Source organism: Bacteroides xylanisolvens, assembly GCF_018289135.1.
Classification (GTDB): domain Bacteria; phylum Bacteroidota; class Bacteroidia; order Bacteroidales; family Bacteroidaceae; genus Bacteroides; species Bacteroides xylanisolvens.
The window spans coordinates 4,652,443-4,672,328 of the sequence record NZ_CP072216.1; the positions used below are offsets into that span (position 1 = coordinate 4,652,443).

Annotated in this window: 22 protein-coding genes; 15 read left to right on the forward strand and 7 right to left on the reverse strand. The window is 51.4% G+C overall.

The genetic code is table 11. The features are described from left to right. Positions 1–124 precede the first annotated feature (124 nt). The 4 genes from mobC to INE92_RS26980 form a co-directional block, all read right to left on the reverse strand. On the reverse strand, positions 125–2,143 hold the full coding sequence (mobC, locus tag INE92_RS19360; protein ID WP_004291482.1) for a conjugal transfer protein MobC: 2,019 nt from the start codon (positions 2,141–2,143) through the stop codon (positions 125–127). Between the two features lie 30 nt (positions 2,144–2,173). Beyond that, positions 2,174–3,421, reverse strand: a complete 1,248-nt coding sequence (mobB, locus tag INE92_RS19365) for a conjugal transfer protein MobB (RefSeq protein ID WP_004291483.1) — start codon at positions 3,419–3,421, stop codon at positions 2,174–2,176. Then, positions 3,400–3,828, reverse strand: a complete 429-nt coding sequence (gene mobA, locus INE92_RS19370; RefSeq protein ID WP_004291488.1) for a conjugal transfer protein MobA — start codon at positions 3,826–3,828, stop codon at positions 3,400–3,402. The genes mobB and mobA overlap by 22 nt, the downstream gene beginning before the upstream one ends. A 381-nt stretch (positions 3,829–4,209) precedes the next feature. Beyond that, the gene (locus tag INE92_RS26980; RefSeq protein WP_196029218.1) at positions 4,210–4,374 is read right to left on the reverse strand and encodes a hypothetical protein; all 165 of its coding nucleotides are present in this window, start codon (positions 4,372–4,374) and stop codon (positions 4,210–4,212) included. On the opposite strand from INE92_RS26980, the gene INE92_RS19375 reads away from it, so the two are divergent. The 15 genes from INE92_RS19375 to INE92_RS19445 all read left to right on the forward strand — a co-directional run bounded on the left by INE92_RS19375 (position 4,373) and on the right by INE92_RS19445 (position 16,187). Further along, positions 4,373–5,299 (forward strand): ParA family protein, encoded by a 927-nt coding sequence (locus INE92_RS19375; protein ID WP_005783105.1) that lies wholly within the window; start codon positions 4,373–4,375, stop codon positions 5,297–5,299. The two genes, INE92_RS26980 and INE92_RS19375, sit on opposite strands and share 2 nt — an antisense overlap. 2 nt (positions 5,300–5,301) lie before the next feature. Further along, positions 5,302–5,742, forward strand: a complete 441-nt coding sequence (locus INE92_RS19380) for a DUF3408 domain-containing protein (protein WP_004291503.1) — start codon at positions 5,302–5,304, stop codon at positions 5,740–5,742. 2 nt (positions 5,743–5,744) lie between these two features. After that, on the forward strand, positions 5,745–6,098 hold the full coding sequence (locus tag INE92_RS19385) for a DUF3408 domain-containing protein (protein ID WP_004291505.1): 354 nt from the start codon (positions 5,745–5,747) through the stop codon (positions 6,096–6,098). A 16-nt stretch (positions 6,099–6,114) separates the two neighbouring features. Beyond that, a complete protein-coding gene (locus tag INE92_RS19390) occupies positions 6,115–6,843 on the forward strand; it encodes a hypothetical protein (protein WP_004304280.1) in 729 nt (242 codons plus the stop codon). Between the two features lie 201 nt (positions 6,844–7,044). After that, positions 7,045–7,362 (forward strand): DUF4134 domain-containing protein, encoded by a 318-nt coding sequence (locus INE92_RS19395; RefSeq protein WP_002560983.1) that lies wholly within the window; start codon positions 7,045–7,047, stop codon positions 7,360–7,362. Between the two features lie 10 nt (positions 7,363–7,372). Beyond that, entirely contained in the window at positions 7,373–7,705 is a 333-nt protein-coding gene (locus INE92_RS19400) for a DUF4133 domain-containing protein (RefSeq protein ID WP_004291514.1), read from the forward strand. Continuing rightward, positions 7,702–10,206: a TraG family conjugative transposon ATPase gene (locus INE92_RS19405; RefSeq protein ID WP_004291515.1), complete on the forward strand. Its 2,505-nt coding sequence runs from the start codon at positions 7,702–7,704 to the stop codon at positions 10,204–10,206. The genes INE92_RS19400 and INE92_RS19405 overlap by 4 nt, the downstream gene beginning before the upstream one ends. Before the next feature lie 40 nt (positions 10,207–10,246). Further along, positions 10,247–10,627, forward strand: coding sequence for a DUF3876 domain-containing protein (locus INE92_RS19410; RefSeq protein WP_004291516.1), 381 nt, complete (start codon positions 10,247–10,249; stop codon positions 10,625–10,627). Positions 10,628–10,650: 23 nt separating this feature from the next. Continuing rightward, entirely contained in the window at positions 10,651–11,280 is a 630-nt protein-coding gene (locus INE92_RS19415; RefSeq protein WP_004304283.1) for a DUF4141 domain-containing protein, read from the forward strand. Positions 11,281–11,283: 3 nt separating this feature from the next. Further along, positions 11,284–12,288 (forward strand): conjugative transposon protein TraJ, encoded by a 1,005-nt coding sequence (gene traJ / locus INE92_RS19420; RefSeq protein ID WP_004291518.1) that lies wholly within the window; start codon positions 11,284–11,286, stop codon positions 12,286–12,288. A 31-nt stretch (positions 12,289–12,319) separates the two neighbouring features. Beyond that, positions 12,320–12,943, forward strand: coding sequence for a conjugative transposon protein TraK (gene traK, locus INE92_RS19425; RefSeq protein ID WP_004291519.1), 624 nt, complete (start codon positions 12,320–12,322; stop codon positions 12,941–12,943). Positions 12,944–12,970: 27 nt separating this feature from the next. Next, positions 12,971–13,258, forward strand: a complete 288-nt coding sequence (locus tag INE92_RS19430) for a TraL conjugative transposon family protein (RefSeq protein ID WP_018697145.1) — start codon at positions 12,971–12,973, stop codon at positions 13,256–13,258. Continuing rightward, complete coding sequence (traM, locus tag INE92_RS19435) at positions 13,239–14,591, forward strand: conjugative transposon protein TraM (RefSeq protein ID WP_004291521.1); 1,353 nt, start codon at positions 13,239–13,241, stop codon at positions 14,589–14,591. Before INE92_RS19430 ends, traM begins: the two co-directional genes overlap by 20 nt. A gap of 34 nt (positions 14,592–14,625) precedes the next feature. Further along, a complete protein-coding gene (traN, locus tag INE92_RS19440; RefSeq protein ID WP_004291522.1) occupies positions 14,626–15,612 on the forward strand; it encodes a conjugative transposon protein TraN in 987 nt (328 codons plus the stop codon). Positions 15,613–15,614: 2 nt separating this feature from the next. Continuing rightward, on the forward strand, positions 15,615–16,187 hold the full coding sequence (locus tag INE92_RS19445; RefSeq protein ID WP_130081730.1) for a conjugal transfer protein TraO: 573 nt from the start codon (positions 15,615–15,617) through the stop codon (positions 16,185–16,187). 93 nt (positions 16,188–16,280) lie between these two features. On the opposite strand, the gene INE92_RS19450 is transcribed toward INE92_RS19445, so the two are convergent. Genes INE92_RS19450 through INE92_RS19460 form a run of 3 tightly spaced genes read right to left on the reverse strand, consistent with a single transcriptional unit; the run spans position 16,281 to position 19,807 of the window. Continuing rightward, entirely contained in the window at positions 16,281–17,282 is a 1,002-nt protein-coding gene (locus tag INE92_RS19450; RefSeq protein ID WP_117652437.1) for a tyrosine-type recombinase/integrase, read from the reverse strand. 6 nt (positions 17,283–17,288) lie between these two features. Further along, on the reverse strand, positions 17,289–18,227 hold the full coding sequence (locus tag INE92_RS19455; RefSeq protein WP_117652438.1) for a tyrosine-type recombinase/integrase: 939 nt from the start codon (positions 18,225–18,227) through the stop codon (positions 17,289–17,291). Next, positions 18,224–19,807 (reverse strand): tyrosine-type recombinase/integrase, encoded by a 1,584-nt coding sequence (locus INE92_RS19460; RefSeq protein ID WP_158561365.1) that lies wholly within the window; start codon positions 19,805–19,807, stop codon positions 18,224–18,226. Before INE92_RS19460 ends, INE92_RS19455 begins: the two co-directional genes overlap by 4 nt. Between the last annotated feature and the right edge of the window lie 79 nt (positions 19,808–19,886).

The window sequence follows — 19,886 nt, forward strand, 5'->3', positions numbered from 1 at the left end:
TCTAACAAGTCCGAATTTTACGATTTTACCCGTCAGAACTGAAGTGCCCCCCAAAAAAATTGTATCCAACTTTTGGGGGTCACTTCAAACTTCGATAGGGATAATTTTCAATTTTGGGGACTTGTTAGACAGTCTCATTATCTGGTAGCAGTTTACACAGCACCGGATCGTTTTTGATACGCTCCAGTTCCTCCTGCACAATCTGCTTCACCTCTTCCTTGATGCGCCGGTAGTTCGCCTGCACCGTTTCCTTCATGCGGTCGTTGCCGTCCTCGTCCGTGAAGTTTGTAATGACGGGAATTTTCTTGTAGGCACTTTCTTCCCGTTTCACCTTTTCGGCATCCACCACAATCTCGCAATGAAAAATCTTCTGCTCGATACGCTCGTTGAAGTTGTCGGATACAGAACCGACAAACATTCCCTGCGTAAGCCCGGAAATCTTACTCGGTGGAATGAGCGCGTCCATCTGCGTGTTGATGGAGGTGGAAACATCCTGCCGGTTGATGGAGATGGACTGCCGTTTCTGCAACACCTTACCGAACCGCTCGGAGAGCGTCTTGGCTGTTTCCCCCACCACCTGACCGGAGAAAATATTGCCGACAGTGTTCATCACCACTTTCGCCTCTTTGTCCCCGTAGTCACGCACTAACTGGCTGAAATCCTGAAAGCCCAGACACACGGCAACCTTGTTGCTTCGGGCGGTAGCTATAAGATTGTCCAACCCTTTGAAGTATATTGTGGGCAACTCGTCGATGATGACCGATGACTTCAGCATCCCCTTCTTGTTGATGAGCTTCACGATACGGGAATTATACAGACCGAGTGCCGCACCGTAGATATTCTGACGGTCGGGATTGTTACCCACGCAGAGGATTTTCGGCTCTTCGGGATTGTTGATGTCCAGCGTAAACTCGCTGTCTGACATCACCCAGTAGAGCTGCGGTGAAATCATCCTCGAAAGCGGGATTTTTGCCGACGCTATCTGACCCATGAGCTGCTCCGCAGCCCCTCCAAGCCACGCATCCATGAACGGCGAAAGGTAGTTCTCCAGCTCCGGATAAGAGGTCAGTATCGGAAATATATCCTCGTAACGGCGGTTCAGAAACTCGATAGCATGGGGAAACGTGCAAAACTTCCCGTTCTGATAGATTTTGAGATACCAGATAATACTGGCAAACAGAATGATAGGTGACTCCACGAAGAAGTCGCCCTGCTTTTGCACCCACGTTTTATTGAGGTTGAGCATTATTGTGTAGGCACTCTCATAGGCATCCGTAATATCTTCCATAAAATCCGGGTGAATGGGATTGCACCGATGAGAGCGTCGCGGGTCGTCGAAGTTGATCACATAGAACTTCGGCTTTACCTTGTAGCCGTCCGGGTGGTTCAGCAAATGGTTGTAGGCAATAGTAGATAGGTCGGGATACTTGAAATCGTAGATGTATTGACTAAAGCCCTTTTCAATCTGTTGCTTGATAAAATTGTTTACCACGGCATAGGACTTGCCGCTGCCCGGCGTACCCAACACGATGGACGCACGGAAGGGATTAACTACATTGATCCAACCGTTGTTCCAGCGTTTCCTGTAATAGAAACGTGTCGGCAGATTGACCGAATACTCGCTTTCGATAAGCCTCGTTTCCTGCATGAAACTCTCGTTCTCGTTGTTGAAAACATCCTCCATCAAATTGTGTTTCAACAGGCGGCTCATCCACAGACCACCCATCAACAGGCAGACATAGCCCGTTCCAATGGTAAGGACATACAGTCCCGTCACCGCTTCAAGCGGCAGCGGCAGGGGCAGCAACCACCAGTTCAGGAAAAACAGCACGAACCCGACGGCAAATGCTGTCCAGATTCTCCCCCAAGTGATTTTCTCACCCTTGACACCCTTCGTACCCAGACAGGACAAGGCAAGCAAAAGGACGGAAAACAGCTTCGTGTAGAGAATGGAATGGAACAGCCCCGCCGTGCGGTCGAAGTTCAGAAGGATTTTGTCCACCACGCCGATGTTCACGCCCCACAGCCGGATGGCTTCGTAGCAGAACCAGTACACGTTCATGACCACTAAAATGATACTCACGGCACGCAGAAAATCCATGATTTTCGCCAATGCCCTCAAATCGTCTTCTTGTTGTGACATACATTGATTTTTTAATTGTTGATACTCTGATTACATACCCAAGCCCTTGCGTTTTTTCTTCTTTTTGCGCTTCATCGCCCGGATGAAAGCCTCTTCCTCGGCATCTACCGCCGGACCTTCGGGAGTGAGCAAGCCCATACCGCCCGATATATCTTCACTGTCGTAGGCGGTCTGCCCGTGTGCCTTGTCCGCAGCATCCACAGGGATGGATAGCGGTATCGGCGGTTGTCCGGCGTATGGCAGGGTGAAGTGTTCCTGCAAGGCATTCGCCGAAAGCTCCTTACCCATGCGCGAACCGTTCAGCACGCATCCCGTGCGGTGGTCGATGAAGGTAGCCCCATAGATGCGCCCTTCCTCTGTGTAGCGCAGTACGGTGTCGATGCCCTTCTCTTTGAGTTGGGATACAAATTTGTCCTTGTCATAAGTGCCTTGCAGCACGGAAAGGACGGTGCGTTTCGTCATGTCTGCCAGTTTCCTATCCTTGATTTCCGATTTGGAACGGACAAACTTCTTCTGTACGGCTTCATAGCCTGCGGACTTCCCGAAAAGCGAGGATTTGAACGGGTTGCCCACCTTGTTACCCTTGTCGTCCGTGACGGAATAGACCAGCCCGTGATACTCCCGTCCGCGCACGTTGCCCCTCGCTTCCTCCACCGTCATATTATATAAGGAAAGGAGCGCACGGTATTCGCCCATCGTCTGGAAACGGTACTGCCCATTCAGAGCCTTCACGGTGTTGCCTACCTGCTTCTTCACATCACCTGCCGATGCGGCCACCTTGCGCAACGGATTATCCAATCTCTGATTTTTACGTTCTGCCGGATGCAATCCGTACTTCTGTTCCAGTTCCCTGCGGATACGGTCGCTGCGGCGGTAGAGAAAATCCCGGTTGAGCCTTTTCCCGTTCTCGTCCACGTTGACCGTCACGATGTGCAGGTGGTGGCGGTCGATGTCCTCGTGCTTGAATACAAGATAAGGCTGGTTTCCGAAACCGAGTTTTTCCAGATACTCGCGGGCGATATTCTGCAACTCAATATCGGTCAGCACATCCTCCGGGTGCGGGTTGAGAGAGATATGCACCACCGGCTTCTCGATCTTCATCTGCGGTGGCAGGAAGGTGAGAAAACCCTCCATCGCCTTGCCTATGTCCACCGTTCCCGAACCGTCATTGTAGATGCGGTTGGTGGTGAGAAGCCGCCCCTGCGCCTCGTTAATCTTCTCCCCGTTGTAGGCAATCGCGCCGTACAACGAACTTCCTACACTGATTTTTGCGACCATTTTGCCTCCATTTCCCTTGAAAGTTCCACAATCCGGCGGCTCAGTTTCACGAGTTCGACGGTGTGTTGCTCTAATTTGTAGAGCAACGCCATCGCCTTTTTCTCTGAAAAATGCAGCCTCAGTTCCTTCACGACTTGGTTGTAATTCGTACCCACGGCACGGAATTGTGCATGAAAATCCGACAGTTTGGTGTAATAGTCCACCAACGTCTTGTCCACCTTCAGCACCTTGAACGGTTGCCCGAAGAAGTGCGCTTTGAGGAAAACAGACCGTGCATAGACACCCGATTTTCCGAACATGGCGAGGAAACGGTTGTGTTCCTCCTCGTTGAAACGGACGGTGTACCGGTACACCGCCGGATCAAGTTTGGGATTTCTCCCTGATTTGCTTTTCCTTTTCTCTTTCATATTACTTTGGATTTAGCGGATTGACGGCATAAGCCGCCGCTTCGGATTACAGCACCGCAGTTCTGAAAGGCTTCCCGACTTCGGAGGGAAAGCCCGCCCCCTGCAAGGGCAAGTGCTTTTCGTGGCTGCTCAAAATATTTTGAGCGGCTGAAAAGACATCTTGCTATGTTCAGGTGAACATAAAAATCCGTCAGGGGACGGATTGGGAAAATACCTTTCAGGACTCCGGGCCGCGCGTCATCGGCGAACCCTGCTGTCCGGGTGCAAAGTTACGCCCTTAAAGCGGTATCGGACAGATGCTTGACCCGGTCAATGACTGCCAACCGGCGCAACGTGCCGCCACTTGCCGGAGAAGTGATACAGGTTCCAAAATATACTTGTTTATTTGCAGCATGATTCAAGAAACGAACGATTTGAAGATATGATAAACGGAACATTCAAATACCCGGAAATCCGCTTCTTCGGATACTTGCCGAAACGGATACCCGAACCGTCGGAAACCCGGTTCTCCGACAATTCGGTGACGTATGGATTCAATGACTTCATGACGCAATGTCGTCAATCACCATTTGTCCGACGCACCGCTTCACCACAGAACCGGATACGCGACGACCCGCCTGCGTGTGTAGTCACGGAAGCGGATGGTGCGACAGCCAAATCCGTATGGAAACAGAAAAACAAATCATCAACAATTAAAATAAATGGAACTATGAGTAAGGAAATCTTCGTTGCATTCGCAACACAGAAAGGTGGCATCGGCAAATCCACTGTCACGGCACTTGCCGCCAGCTACCTGCACAACGTGAAAGGCTACAATGTCGCCGTCGTGGACTGCGACGACCCGCAGCACAGCATCCACGGGCTGCGCGAACACGAAATGGGGCTTATCGACAGCAGCACCTACTTCAAGGCTCTCGCTTGCGACCATTTCCGCCGGATCAAAAAGAACGCCTACACCATCGTCAAAAGCAATGCGGTGAACGCCCTCGACGATGCCGAGAGGATGATTGCCACTGAGGACGTGAAACCCGACGTGGTGTTCTTCGACATGCCCGGCACACTCCGAAGCAACGGCGTGATAAAGACGCTCTCGCAGATGGACTACATTTTCACTCCGCTGAGTGCCGACCGCTTTGTCGTGGAGAGTACCCTGAAATTCGTCACGATGTTCCGCGACAGGCTGATGACTACCGGACAGGCGAAAACAAAGGGGCTGCATCTGTTCTGGACGATGGTGGACGGCAGGGAGAGGAACGACTTGTACGGCATCTACGAGGAAGTGATAGCCGAAATGGGCTTTCCGGTACTTTCCACCCGCTTGCCCGACAGCAAGAAGTTCCGCCGTGACCTTTCGGAAGAGCGCAAGAGCGTTTTCCGCTCCACCATCTTCCCGATGGACACGGCACTGCTGAAAGGGAGTGGCATCCGGGAGTTTTCCGAAGAGATAAGCGACATCATCAGACCGCAGTGAGCATGGGCAGCAGGAAAGTGAACACGGAAGGCATCGACGAGGAACTGCTGTTAGCCTCCATCGGGCGGCGCACACAGGACGGGACACTGCGCCCCGCACAGGAAGTACCCGCAGCTGCACCGACCGAAGAGGACACCGCCGCACCGGAACCATCTCCTGTGCAACCCGTAACACGGGAAAAAGCGCAGAGGGAAAGTGGACGCCGGAAAAGGCAGGACGAGGACTACAACGAGCTATTCCTGCGCCGCAACGAGATAAAGACCCGCCAATGTGTCTATATCAGCCGTGACGTCCACGGCAAGATCCTCAGAATCGTGAACGACATCGCCGGAGGGGAAATCTCAGTAGGCGGATATGTGGATACCGTGCTGCGCCAGCATCTGGAACAGCACAAGGAGAGAATCAACGAACTGTACAAGAAACAACGTGAAGATCTGATTTGAAAATGGAAAAAGAAATGACACCGAATGAAAAAAGACCACAGCAAGACTGCGGAGGTATGTTTACCCAAGTGCAGGCGAGTGTGGAAATACTGTCGCCTGTCCCGGTAAGCGGCAAATGCAGTGAGAAGGACTATGAACGCCTGTTCATCCGCGACCCGGAAGTAAAGGCACGTGAGGGGAAGATGGCGTATGTGCGCCCGGAGTACCACGAGCGTATCATGCGTATCACCCGTGTAATCGGGCATGACCGGCTTACGCTGTCCGCTTACATCGACCATGTGCTGACGCACCACTTCAACCAGTGCGAAGATGCGATAAAGAGCCTTTATGCCCGAAATTACAATTCAGTATTCTAACCAAAAACGGAAGGATATGAATTACACAATCAGCATGACAGACATTCTGCTGGCGGTATCGGTCGGCTGCAACCTCTGGTTCCTGTTCCTGCTCCTTTACGAGCGCATCATGGACACGCGGATTGTCCGCTTCTTCAAGGGCATTGTCGGATTATGGCGGTCACTGGACGGGAATGAGGCTAAACGCATAGCGGCACACGAGGAAGTCCCTGCGGAAAAGGCGGACATCATCGGCAAGAGCCGTTTCAGGATGGCATCCACCCGGACAACCGCTGCCATACCGACGCAAGAAGCCGCCACTATTGAAAAAGGCATTGAGCTGTCGGAGGAAGAGGCTACTTTTGACGACGGAAAAACGGGAAACGCATCCCGCCCGGCACAAGTCCCGGAGGAAAAACTCGATGAGACCTTCACGAGCATACCGCCGGAGGAACTGGGATACGGGGACGACGAACCGGAAGAGGACGCCTCGGACACGCCACGGGCTTCGGGCAGCAGCTTTGACGAGATTGACGACGCCTGCAAGACCGCCAAAAACCCGGACGCGACACAGGCGGAACGTGAAAAGGCGGCTAAGGTGTTCACCGACATGGAGGGCACGGAGTTGTACGAGAAAATGATGGAAGGCTCTTCGGAGATAGGCATCCGCATCAAGGGGCTTATCGAGATTCGGCTGAAGAAATCTGAAAAGGAGTTCGTCGTGCCGGACAACATCGAGGAGTTCGACATTCGCAACTATGTATGACAACAATAAAAGAAATGAACATGAAAGAATGACATCAACCCACGCGGCGAGGAAACGCAAGGCGCATCCCCATCCGCAACGGACACGCCCACGTCCGTGGAAACAAACGGGCATCCACTAAAACCAAAGTAAAGAAACAAAGTATCAACCGCCCGACAAAGGACCATCCACCCTTTTGACGGCAAAAAACAAGAACAGTTTATGAACAAGAACATCTTGAAAAACAGAAAAGCAATCCTCTCCGCGGCACTTGTCATCGCCGCAACCGCCTCCGCTTTCGCGCAGGGAAACGGCATCGCGGGCATCAACGAAGCCACCTCTATGGTGAGTTCTTATTTCGACCCCGGAACTAAACTGATATACGCCATCGGTGCAGTCGTCGGGCTTATCGGGGGCGTAAAAGTGTACGGCAAGTTTTCATCGGGCGACCCCGACACCAGCAAGACAGCCGCCTCGTGGTTCGGCGCGTGCATCTTCCTGATTGTTGCCGCCACCATCCTGCGCTCATTCTTCCTTTAATAAATAATGTATGGCTGAATACCCAATCAACAAGGGTATCGGCCGTCCGGTAGAGTTCAAGGGCTTGAAGGCACAGTACCTCTTCATCTTCTGCGGAGGTCTGCTGGCTCTCTTCGTCCTGTTCGTCATCCTCTACATGGTCGGTATCGACCAGTGGATATGTATCGGCTTCGGCGCGGCATCGTCCTCCCTCCTTGTATGGCAGACCTTCGCGCTGAACGCCCGGTACGGTGAACACGGGCTGATGAAATTAGGAGCGGCACGGAGCCATCCCCGATACCTTATCAACCGGCGGCGGATAACCCGTCTGTTCAAACGACAACGAAAGGAAGAAAGACAATGAGGAATACATCGAAAATGACAACACTGGAAAACAGGTTCCCACTTTTAGCGGTGGAGCATGGCTGCATCATCTCAAAGGACGCCGACATCACGGTGGCTTTCGAGGTGGAACTACCGGAACTTTACACCGTGACGGGTGCGGAGTACGAGGCGATACACAGTTGCTGGTGCAAGGCTATCAAGGTGCTGCCGGACTACTCCGTCGTCCACAAACAGGACTGGTTCATCAAGGAACGCTACAAACCGGAGCTTCAGAAGGACGACATGAGCTTTTTAAGCCGCTCTTTCGAGCGTCACTTCAACGAGCGTCCGTACCTGAAACACACCTGCTACCTCTACCTGACCAAGACAACAAAGGAGCGTAACCGGATGCAGAGCAATTTCAGCACGCTGTGCCGGGGACATATCATCCCGAAGGAGCTGGACAGGGAAACCACGACCAAGTTCTTGGAAGCCTGCGAACAGTTCGAGCGCATCATGAACGACAGCGGGCTTGTCAGGCTGCGCCGCCTCTCCACCGATGAGATTGTGGGTACTGAGGGAAAGACGGGACTTATTGAACGCTACTTCTCGCTCATGCCGGAAGGTGACACCACCTTGCAGGACATCGAGCTTTCGGCAAGGGAGATGCGCATCGGCGACAACCGCCTGTGTCTGCACACCCTCTCCGACGCGGAAGACCTGCCGGGCAAGGTGGCTACCGACACCCGTTACGAGAAGCTCTCCACCGACCGGAGTGACTGCCGACTGTCATTCGCCTCCCCGGTGGGGCTTCTGCTCTCCTGCAACCATATCTACAACCAGTATGTGCTGATAGACAACAGTGAGGAAACCTTGCAGAAGTTCGAGAAGTCCGCCCGTAACATGCAGTCGCTATCTCGCTATTCAAGGAGCAACAGCATCAACCGCGAGTGGATAGACCAATACCTGAACGAAGCCCATTCCTACGGACTGACCTCGGTACGGGCACACTTCAACGTCATGGCGTGGAGCGACGATGCGGAGGAACTGAAGCATATCAAGAACGACGTGGGCAGCCAGTTGGCAAGCATGGAATGCGTGCCGCGCCACAACACCATCGACTGCCCGACACTCTACTGGGCGGCGATACCCGGCAATGCGGCGGACTTCCCGGCGGAAGAGAGTTTCCACACCTTCATCGAACAGGCGGTGTGCCTGTTCACAGAGGAAACCAACTACCGCAGCTCGCTCTCGCCCTTCGGCATCAAGATGGTGGACAGGCTCACGGGAAAACCGCTGCACCTTGACATCTCCGACCTGCCCATGAAGCGAGGTATCACGACCAACCGCAACAAGTTCGTGCTGGGTCCTTCGGGCAGCGGCAAGTCTTTCTTCATGAACCACCTCGTGCGCCAATATTATGAGCAAGGCGCACATGTGGTATTGGTGGACACGGGAAACTCCTATCAGGGCTTGTGCGGCATGATCCGACGCAAGACAGGCGGAGCGGACGGTGTGTATTTCACCTACACGGAAGATAAGCCCATCAGCTTCAACCCGTTCTACACCGACGATTACATCTTCGACGTGGAGAAGAAGGACAGCATCAAGACCCTGTTGCTGACGCTCTGGAAGTCGGAGGACGACAAGGTGACAAAGACGGAGAGCGGCGAGCTGGGCAGTGCCGTGAGTGCCTATATTGAGCGCATCCAATCCGACCGTAGCATCGTGCCGTCGTTCAACACCTTCTACGAGTATATGCGTGACGACTACCGCAAGGAACTGGCACAGCGTGACATCAAGGTGGAGAAGTCCGACTTCAACATCGACAACATGCTCACCACCATGCGGCAGTATTACCGGGGCGGGCGTTACGATTTCCTGCTCAACTCCACGGAGAACATCGACCTGCTCGGCAAGCGGTTCATCGTCTTCGAGATAGATTCGATTAAAGAAAACCGCGAACTGTTCCCCGTCGTGACCATCATCATCATGGAAGCCTTCATCAACAAGATGCGGCGGCTGAAAGGCGTGCGGAAACAGCTTATCGTGGAAGAGGCTTGGAAGGCCCTCTCATCGGCGAACATGGCTGAATATCTGCGCTATATGTATAAGACGGTCAGAAAATATTACGGCGAGGCAATCGTGGTGACGCAGGAGGTGGACGACATTATCAGTTCTCCGGTGGTCAAAGAGAGCATTATCAACAACTCGGATTGTAAAATCCTGCTTGACCAAAGGAAATATATGAACAAGTTCGACCAGATACAGGCGTTGCTCGGACTGACGGAAAAGGAGAAGTCGCAGATACTCTCCATCAACATGGCGAACAACCCTTCACGGCTCTACAAGGAGGTGTGGATAGGCTTGGGCGGCACGCAGTCGGCGGTCTATGCCACGGAGGTCAGCGCGGAAGAGTATCTGGCGTACACCACCGAGGAAACGGAAAAAGTGGAGGTTTACCGTCTGGCGGAGAAGCTGGGCGACGACATCGAAGCCGCCATCCGGCAGCTTGCCGAAAGGCGGAGAAACAAGGAATAACTAAAAAACAGAATGTATCAACCAAAAAAGAAAAACGCGTATGAATTTACCAAAAGTGAAAATGCTGCAAGTCAGCAAGTGCCTTATCGGATTGGCGGTCATGATGCTGCAATCCTGCGACGTGGCCGACAACCGCCGCGACATGCTGTGCGGGAACTGGGAGAGCGTGGAGGGAAAACCTGACGTGCTTATCTACAAGGAGGGCGAAGCCTACAAAGTGACGGTGTTCCGTCGTAGCGGTTTGCGCCGCAAGCTCAAGCCGGAAACCTATCTCTTGCAGGAGGAGAACGGCAACCTGTTCATGAACACCGGCTTCCGCATCGACGTGTCCTACAACGAGGCCACGGATGTGCTGACTTTCTCGCCAAACGGGGACTATGTGCGGGTGAAGCCGCAGCCGGGACATCCGACCGAAGAATAACAACCACTAAAATCCAAAGTAACATGAGAACAAGAATAACAATGATTATCTGCCTGTGCCTGCTTTTCGCGGGCAGGGCAAGCGCACAGTGGGTCGTAAGCGATCCGGGCAATCTAGCGCAGGGCATCATCAATGCCTCCAAAAACATCATCCATACCTCCAAGACCGCCACGAACATGGTGAGCAACTTTCAGGAGACGGTGAAAATCTATCAGCAGGGCAAGAAGTATTACGATGCCCTCAAATCGGTGAACAATCTGGTCAAGGACGCCCGCAAGGTGCAGCAGACCATCCTGATGGTGGGCGACATCACAGACATCTATGTGAACAGTTTCCAACGGATGCTCCGTGACGGGAATTTCAGACCCGAAGAGCTTTCCGCAATCGCTTTCGGCTACACGAAACTGCTGGAGGAAAGCAACGAAGTGTTGACGGAACTCAGGAACGTGGTGAACATCACCACGCTCTCCATGACCGACAAGGAGCGCATGGACGTGGTGGAACGCTGCCACTCGAAGATGAAGCGTTACCGCAACCTCGTGAGCTACTACACGAACAAGAACATCTCCGTGAGTTACCTGCGTGCGAAAAAGAAGAACGACCTCGACCGCATCATGGGGCTGTACGGGAACATGAACGAAAGATACTGGTAGCCTATGAAGTTCGACAACCTTCATCAGATTTTACGTTCACTTTATGAGCAGATGATGCCGCTGTGTGGGGACATGGCTGGTGTGGCGAAAGGCATCGCCGGGCTGGGTGCGCTGTTCTACGTCGCCTACCGGGTATGGCAGTCGCTGGCGAGAGCTGAACCGATAGACGTATTCCCGATGCTCCGTCCTTTTGCCATCGGTCTGTGCATCATGTTCTTCCCGACTGTGGTGCTGGGCACGATAAACAGCATCCTCTCACCCGTCGTACAGGGCACGGCAAAGATGCTGGAGGCGGAAACGCTGGACATGAACCGATACCGGGAGCAGAAGGACAAACTGGAATACGAGGCGATGGTACGCAACCCCGAAACCGCCTACCTCGTGTCCAACGAGGAATTTGACAAGCAACTGGAGGAACTCGGCTGGTCGCCCTCCGACATGGTGACGATGGCGGGAATGTATATCGACCGGGGAATGTACAACATGAAGAAGAGCATCCGCGACTTCTTCCGCGAGATACTCGAACTGCTGTTCCAAGCCGCCGCCCTCGTGATAGACACCGTCCGCACCTTCTTTCTCGTGGTGCTGGCGATTCTCGGTCCGATAGCCTTCGCCCTGTCGGTATGGGACGGTTTCCAAAACACGCTCACGCAGTGGATATGCCGCTATATACAGGTCTATCTGTGGCTACCGGTATCGGACATGTTCAGCACCATACTGGCGAAGATACAGGTTCTGATGCTGCAAAACGACATCGAGCGGATGCAGGCAGACCCGAACTTCTCGCTGGATTCGAGCGACGGGGTGTATATCGTATTCCTCTGCATCGGCATCATCGGCTACTTTACCATTCCCACCGTTGCGGGCTGGATTATCCAAGCCGGAGGCATGGGCGGTTACGGTCGCAACGTGAACCAGATGGCGGGACGAGCCGGAAGCATGGCGGGCAGCGTGGCGGGTGCAGCCGCAGGAAACGCAGTCGGACGTGTCGGCAAATTGCTGAAATAATCAATGTGCAATCATAAATTGGAAAATATAAATGGAATTCAAATCACTTAGAAACATCGAATCGTCGTTCAGGCAGATACGCCTGTTCGGTATCGTCTTCCTCTCGCTGTGCGCCGTGGTGACGGTGTGGAGCGTGTGGAACTCCTACCGTTTCGCAGAGAAGCAACGGGAGAAAATCTATGTGCTGGACAACGGCAAGAGCCTGATGCTCGCCTTGTCTCAGGATTTGTCGCAGAACCGCCCGGCGGAGGCACGGGAACATGTGCGCCGTTTCCACGAGATGTTCTTCACGCTATCACCTGAAAAAAGCGCGATTGAACACAACGTGAAACGTGCCTTGCTGCTGGCGGACAAGAGCGTGTACCACTATTATTCGGACTTCGCGGAGAAGGGGTACTACAACCGCATCATCGCCGGGAACATCAACCAAGTGCTGAAGGTGGACAGCGTGGTGTGCGACTTCAACGCCTATCCCTACCGTGCCGTGACCTACGCCACACAGAAAATCATCCGGCAGAGCAACGTCACCGAGCGCAGCCTCGTGACCACCTGCCGCCTGCTGAACGCATCGCGGTCGGATGACAACCCGAACGGTTTTACCATCGAGGGTTTCACCATCATTGAGAACAAGGATTTACAGACTATCAAACGGTAACAGGACATGAAAAGTATCAGAAAATCAATGTGGGGCATGTATTGGAAACTCCACGACAAACGGAAACGCTTGGCGGCAAGTCTCAAAGGGTATCTGGACGGCTTGCCGCCGGAAACACGCCGCCGCATCGTGCTGGGGATGTTCGCCGCCTTCGCGGTGCTTGCCCTTTACACCTTCGGCAGAGCCGTCTATGACATCGGCAGGAACGACGGCTCACATATGGAAACGGGACACGCCGGACGGGTGGAACTGCCGACCCCGGCGGAAACAGGCAATCACTTAACACCTTATTTATATGGAACAGACAAAGAATGAACCGACGAAAGAGAACAAAGCTGCTCCCGAAACGGGGAAACCGAAAAAGGAGCGCGAACCGCTGACAGAGGCGCAACGGCTGAAACGGCAGAAGATGATCGTGCTGCCCGCTATGGTGTTGGTGTTCATCGGGGCGATGTGGCTGATATTCGCCCCGTCCTCCGGCAAGGAGCAACCGCCGGGAACGGACGGATACAACACCGAGATGCCCGACGCTGACAAGGCGAACCGGCAGATTATCGGCGACAAGCTGAAAGCCTACGAGCATGGGGAGATGGAAGAGCGTCAGGAGAGCCGCAACCGTGCCATCGGGCAGCTGGGCGACATGTTCGACCGCGAGATAGCGGGAACGGAGAACGGAGTGGACTTCGACCTCGCCAATCCGGGCGGCAAGGAAGAAAGGGCAAAGCCAGCCACGCCGCAGACCATCCAGTCCTCCGCAGCCGCCTACCGTGACCTGAACGCCACGCTCGGAAACTTCTACGACCAGCCGAAAAACGACAATGCGGAGATGGACGAATTGTTGGAGCGCATCGCATCGCTGGAGTCGGAACTGGAAAGCGAGAGGGGCAAGGCTTCCTCTATGGACGAGCAGGTGGCTCTTATGGAGAAGTCCTACGAGCTGGCGGCAAAGTACATGGGCGGTCAGAACGGAGGACAGCCATCGGCGGAACAGAGGGCAGAGCCAACTACCGTGCAGAAAGGGAAGAAGAACAAGGCAATGCCTATCAGACAGGTGGAGCATCAAGTAGTTTCTTCACTCTCACAGCCTATGAGTAACGCGGAGTTTGTCGCCGCCTTATCGCAGGAACGCAACCGGGGTTTCAACACGGCTGTCGGCACGGCGGAGGTATTGGACAGGAACACCATACCGGCGTGCGTGCATGGGGCGCAGAGCGTGACGGACGGGCAGACGGTAAGGCTGCGCCTGCTGGAGCCTATGGCGGTGGCAGGCAGGACAATACCCCGGGGTGCGGTGGTGGTCGGCACGGGCAAGATACAGGGTGAGCGGCTCGACATCGAGATTACCTCGCTGGAATACGACGGCACGATTATCCCCGTGGAGCTTGCGGTCTATGACACGGACGGACAGCCCGGCATCTTCATCCCGAACTCGATGGAGATGAACGCCGTCCGGGAGGTCGCCGCCAACATGGGCGGCTCGCTGGGAAGCAGCATCAACATCTCCACCAATGCCGGGGCGCAGCTCGCCTCCGACTTGGGCAAGGGGCTGATACAAGGCACGAGCCAGTACATCGCCAAAAAGATGCGAACCGTCAAGGTGCATCTGAAAGCCGGGTACAGGGTCATGCTTTACCAAGAAAAATATTGAAAACAATAAAAATTACCACTAAAATCCAAAAGTAATGAGAAAAGTAATCATCATGTTTGCCCTCGCTATGGGCATCATAACTGCCAACGCGCAGGAGAATGTAACCGTTGAAACGACCAACGGAAGTGAACAACCGACCTTGACGAAGGAGGTCTATCCGCAGAAGGAGGCGGACGGCGACCTATATCACGGGCTGTCACGCAAGCTGACCTTCGACCGCATGATACCGCCGCACGGTCTGGAAGTGACCTACGACAAGACCGTCCACGTCATTTTTCCGGCGGAGGTGCGCTATGTCGATTTAGGCTCGCCCGACCTGATTGCCGGGAAAGCCGACGGAGCGGAGAACATCATCCGTGTGAAGGCTACCGTAAGGAATTTTCCCAACGAAACGAATATGTCCGTCATCACGGAGGACGGCAGTTTCTACACCTTCAACGTGAAGTACGCCGCCGAACCGCTGTTGCTCAACGTGGAGATGTGCGACTTCATCCATGACGGCAGCACGGTGAACCGCCCGAACAACGCGCAGGAAATCTATCTGAAAGAGCTGGGCAGCGAAAGCCCGATGCTGGTGCGCCTTATCATGAAGTCCATCCACAAACAGAACAAGCGCGAGGTGAAGCATATCGGCTGCAAGCGTTTCGGCATCCAATACCTGTTGAAAGGCATCTACACGCACAACGGCTTGCTTTATTTCCACACGGAGATAAAGAACCAGAGCAACGTGCCTTTCGATGTGGACTACATCACTTGGAAAATCGTGGACAAGAAGGTTGCGAAGCGTACTGCCGTGCAGGAGCAGATTATTCTGCCGCTCCGCGCGCAGAACTACGCCACCCTCGTGCCGGGCAAAAAGAGCGAGCGCACGGTCTTCACGATGGCGAAGTTCACCATCCCCGATGACAAGTGCCTCGTGGTGGAATTGAACGAGAAGAACGGCGGCCGTCACCAGTCCTTCGTGATTGAGAACGAGGATTTGGTACGCGCGGGTACCATCAACGAACTTCAAGTACGCTGACCATGAGAAAGTACATCGCAATAATCATCGCGTCGCTTGCCCTTTTTACAGGGCAGGCGCACGCCCAGCGGTGTCTGCCGAAGATGCAGGGCATCGAGGTGAGGGCGGACATGGCGGACGGCTTCAATCTCGGCGGCAAGGACGGCGGGTACAGCTTCGGGGCGGCTCTCTCCACCTACACGAAGAAGGGGAACAAGTGGGTGTTCGGTGGCGAATACCTGTTGAAGAACAATCCCTACAAGGACACCAAGATACCCGTGGCGCAGTTCACGGCGGAGGGCGGCTATTACTTCAAGATACTGTCGGACGCCCGAAAGATTGTTTTCGTCTATGCCGGGGCTTCGGCTCTCGCCGGATATGAGGCGGTAAATTGGGGGAAGAAGGTGCTGCATGACGGCTCCACGCTGCACGACCGGGACGCCTTCATCTACGGCGGTGCGCTGACGCTCGATGTGGAGTGTTACGTGGCAGACCGTATCGCCCTGCTTGCCAACCTGCGGGAGCGTTGCCTTTGGGGTGGCGACACACGGAAGTTCCACACGCAGTTCGGGGTCGGCGTGAAATGTTATATATAACATTTCACGCCATATGTTAGTTTTCAATTTATGTTGTATAATAATTGTATTTAACTCGTGAACAGTTAGTTGTGTATTTTGGGGACAACATATTTATTTATATAACCCATTGAGAAAAGCCATGATGTCAGGATTATCTTTCCAGCACTTTTGTTTTGTGGAACTAATCACTTCGCAACAATCAAGTGCTTCAGATTTGGCTTTCATGCTAACTTCTGCATAGACATTGGTTGTATCCACAGAAACATGTCCAAGCCATGCTCGGATAGTATTAATGTCTACTCCAGCTTGAAGAAGATGTGTAGCTGTCGTGTGCCTTATCACATGAGGCGTTACATTCTTTTTTCTAAGAGAGGTGCATTTTTTAGCAGCTTCAGCGGCATATTTTGTTATCAGTCCATATATACCAAAGCGGGTAAGTGGGGCGTGATGGCGATTTATAAATATGCTTTGTGTAGGAGCCAAGTTTTTGACAAGTTTCCGTATTTCACGGTTGGTACTTTTCCAAAGAGGACACCTACGTGTTTTATTGCCTTTTCCATGCAGTATAACAGTAGAGGTGGTATAGTCATAATCGGCAACAACCAGTTTGGAAACTTCATCCACTCTGGCTCCCGTATTATACATGAACAGGATAATGACATAGTCCCTATAACCATATTGTGTAGTTTTATCCGGGGCATCAAGCAATGCTTCCATCTCGTCCCTCTCCAAATAACCAATCATTGGTTTCTGGTGCTTTTTCATGGGTATGAGTCTAAGTTCCCGATAAAGTTCTGCATGTTCCGGGTTATAAGTTGAGAGATATTTGGCAAATGCAAGTATGCTGGTAAGCCGTTGGTTCCTGCTTGCAGAGGATATTTGGCGCGAGGCTTCAAGATTTTTCAGGAAGTCTTGCACATTGTCCTTTGTAAGGAGGTTCACGGAAAGTCTTTCTATCCCGATCTTGTTCATTTTTGACAAGTACGGCAGCAGCAGCTTGAACGTGTCACGATAACTCAACAAAGTGTTCTTTGACAGATTGCGAACAGTTGTGGCATATTCCAGTAAGAACCGGCGTAGCCAATAGCTTATGTATTCATTATGGGTATTCATATTTTATTATTTTGATAGTCTGTAATTCTCAAAAAGTTGCAATGCCGTTTCCAGTAATTCAGGAGTCATCGTTAGATAAACACTTGTATACTTGATAGAAGTATGTCCGAGATAGGTGGAAAGGATAGGTAACATCTGCTGTACATCTACTCCTTCCTTGTACCATTGAATCAAACGATGGATTGCAAACGTGTGCCGGAGGTCATGTATCCGTGGCTGGTATCTATCCGAGTCCGTGCGGATTATTCCTGCCTTTTTCCGTATCAGTTTAAAACTGTTCCGGAAAGTATGGAGGTTGACAGCCTGAGCTTGCTTGGTTACAAAAAAGGGAGCGTCCTTATCAACCGAAAAACCGGACTCTTTGAGCCAGTCAAAATAACTCAAAAGTCTTTTTTTTGCTTGAGTGTTGAATGGGACAATCCTTGATTTGTAAAATTTTGTAGTACGTACAATGATGTAAGACTCTTCCCAAATTATATCGCCTACCCTCAGTGCTATGACTTCACAAGTGCGAAGTCCCATCGTATACATGGTAATCAGCATTGTCTGATATACAAAAGGGATGATTACATTCTGAGTTCTCCTGGTATAGTTCAAAGCAGAACTGAACAACCGCTTGAGTTCATCCCGGCTATAGATATAGGGAACAAGTCCGGCAGGTCTCTTCGGCATATCCAATGTCAATGGAATTGTTTCAATAAGGCTTCGTTGAAAAGCCCATTGAAAGAATCCCTTCAGGGACGTGTGACGAGCAAACCACATAGCCGTAACCTTGTTCCCCTTATAGAGGAACGAGTTCACGGATTCCATATTGATTGAGGAAATATCGGTCGTATCACCGATAAACTTGCTAAAGCTCACAAGAAGAATACCGGCAGATTTGAACTTTTCTCCAAGGCTGTGTCTGTACTCAATATATTTGATTACAGCTTCTTTGACAGTCATAGCAAATCCTCCCAATTCATTTCTGCGACCATACTTAGTGTTTTCAGATTCACTTTGGCATATATCCTTGTGGAATCCGGGCTTTCATGTCCGAGTTGTCGACTGACATTATATAACGGGAATCCTTCGTTGACAAGCCGTGTGGCAGTCCAATGTCTCAGTGCGTGGGGACCATAGTGTCTAAGTTCCATCCCCTGACTTCTTAGAGCCTTGCTCACAATAGCATATACTGCATTGTGGCTAACTCCTCTATATGGTGGTACCATACATTGGAACAATGATTTTTGCGAAGAATCATTTACTCTTACTTCTGTCAGATAACGTATGATGGCATTACCGACGTTCACGGTAAGCGGAAAGACTTGAGCCCGTTCACCTTTGGAGCGACGGAACAGGATTGTCTCCTTGTCCCAGTCTATATCATTCAGTTGTAGACTGACCAGTTCATGCGTGCGGATTCCATAAACGGACAGAAGCATCATTATAGCATAGTTCCGAATGTTTGTTTTACTATTGAAGTCTGAATAAAATTGAACGGCTCCGAGTACATGTTCTTTCTCTGGAGCGGAAGGAAGACCGTCCTCTGAGTACAAACGTGGTGCTTTGAGTGCCAAGGATAACTTGTCTGAACACCAGCTTTGAGTAGCGGCATATCGAAGGAACGAACGCAGATGGCTGATGTATTCGGCTAATGTTCTACGATTGATATACCATTCCTTATGGATTCTTGTAAAGAACATATCAATATGTTTGGGTTGCATAGAGAACAACTCTGGATGTATTTGACCAAGGACGGGTAACATACAACATAGAACCTTACGTTTACCTTTAATGGTATGTTTTGAATAGTTTTTCTCGTCAGAAAGAAAACGTAAATATTCTTCTGCATATTCATTAAAACAAAAAGAAGTGCTCTTGGTGACTTGTATGCCTAAAAAATCAAGCCAGCCCATAGCAACTCTTGTAAATACCCCTTTTCGGTATATTACATTAGAATCTGTTTGTTTACCTCCACATGCGTATTTTTCTGCGCTTGAAATGATTTCTTTTGTTGAAAATGAAATCCGAGTGCATATGGATAAATTTTGAACGACATGAAGTTGGATATACGCTATCAGTCTGAGATAATTGTCAGAATATCCCAAGTTGCGACTATGCTTTAGAAAAGCTTCCCTTTCTACAAGCATTGGAGCAGACGCCATTTTTACACGTGACTGACGTCGAGGAAACAAGCTGTTTAAAACAGGGGCTTCCATAAGTCCGTCAAGATTAGACAAGCCAATAAAGCGTATCCATTTCATTGCCGTTCTGATCATATGTTTTTCAGAAGTGATTCCAAGTTGATTCTGCTGGCAGAAACATTTAATGGATACAGAAACGGTCTCAAATACGAGAGGTTTGTTGTCAATTGGGAGAATACGAACTATTCTTAACAGGAATAGTGATGTTTTCTTTAGATAATCGTCTTTGCCTCCCTTGCTTCTGAGGTATTCAATATATGACTCCCTTTCAGATAGCATCGGAGCTTCAAGATACTCTTGATGACGACTCTTGTCTTTGATAAGTTCTGTTATTATCATAAGCACAGTTTTTTTAATTAGTAATAAAGCATAGGTAGACATCCAGAAATATGTTGTCCAAAAAACACACAACTAACCG

Coding starts and splice junctions, on each gene's coding strand:
- mobB (WP_004291483.1), bottom strand. CDS start 3,421: ATGGTCGCAAAAATCAGTGTAGGAAGTTCGTTGTACGGCGCGATTGCC.
- traM (WP_004291521.1), top strand. CDS start 13,239: ATGGAACAGACAAAGAATGAACCGACGAAAGAGAACAAAGCTGCTCCC.
- INE92_RS19390 (WP_004304280.1), top strand. CDS start 6,115: ATGAATTACACAATCAGCATGACAGACATTCTGCTGGCGGTATCGGTC.
- traJ (WP_004291518.1), top strand. CDS start 11,284: ATGAAGTTCGACAACCTTCATCAGATTTTACGTTCACTTTATGAGCAG.
- INE92_RS19430 (WP_018697145.1), top strand. CDS start 12,971: ATGTGGGGCATGTATTGGAAACTCCACGACAAACGGAAACGCTTGGCG.
- INE92_RS19400 (WP_004291514.1), top strand. CDS start 7,373: ATGGCTGAATACCCAATCAACAAGGGTATCGGCCGTCCGGTAGAGTTC.
- INE92_RS19395 (WP_002560983.1), top strand. CDS start 7,045: ATGAACAAGAACATCTTGAAAAACAGAAAAGCAATCCTCTCCGCGGCA.
- mobA (WP_004291488.1), bottom strand. CDS start 3,828: ATGAAAGAGAAAAGGAAAAGCAAATCAGGGAGAAATCCCAAACTTGAT.
- INE92_RS19455 (WP_117652438.1), bottom strand. CDS start 18,227: ATGACTGTCAAAGAAGCTGTAATCAAATATATTGAGTACAGACACAGC.
- traK (WP_004291519.1), top strand. CDS start 12,320: ATGGAATTCAAATCACTTAGAAACATCGAATCGTCGTTCAGGCAGATA.
- INE92_RS19450 (WP_117652437.1), bottom strand. CDS start 17,282: ATGAATACCCATAATGAATACATAAGCTATTGGCTACGCCGGTTCTTA.
- INE92_RS26980 (WP_196029218.1), bottom strand. CDS start 4,374: ATGAAGTCATTGAATCCATACGTCACCGAATTGTCGGAGAACCGGGTT.
- INE92_RS19380 (WP_004291503.1), top strand. CDS start 5,302: ATGGGCAGCAGGAAAGTGAACACGGAAGGCATCGACGAGGAACTGCTG.
- INE92_RS19405 (WP_004291515.1), top strand. CDS start 7,702: ATGAGGAATACATCGAAAATGACAACACTGGAAAACAGGTTCCCACTT.
- INE92_RS19460 (WP_158561365.1), bottom strand. CDS start 19,807: ATGATAATAACAGAACTTATCAAAGACAAGAGTCGTCATCAAGAGTAT.
- INE92_RS19385 (WP_004291505.1), top strand. CDS start 5,745: ATGGAAAAAGAAATGACACCGAATGAAAAAAGACCACAGCAAGACTGC.
- INE92_RS19445 (WP_130081730.1), top strand. CDS start 15,615: ATGAGAAAGTACATCGCAATAATCATCGCGTCGCTTGCCCTTTTTACA.
- INE92_RS19415 (WP_004304283.1), top strand. CDS start 10,651: ATGAGAACAAGAATAACAATGATTATCTGCCTGTGCCTGCTTTTCGCG.
- INE92_RS19410 (WP_004291516.1), top strand. CDS start 10,247: ATGAATTTACCAAAAGTGAAAATGCTGCAAGTCAGCAAGTGCCTTATC.
- INE92_RS19375 (WP_005783105.1), top strand. CDS start 4,373: ATGACGCAATGTCGTCAATCACCATTTGTCCGACGCACCGCTTCACCA.
- traN (WP_004291522.1), top strand. CDS start 14,626: ATGAGAAAAGTAATCATCATGTTTGCCCTCGCTATGGGCATCATAACT.
- mobC (WP_004291482.1), bottom strand. CDS start 2,143: ATGTCACAACAAGAAGACGATTTGAGGGCATTGGCGAAAATCATGGAT.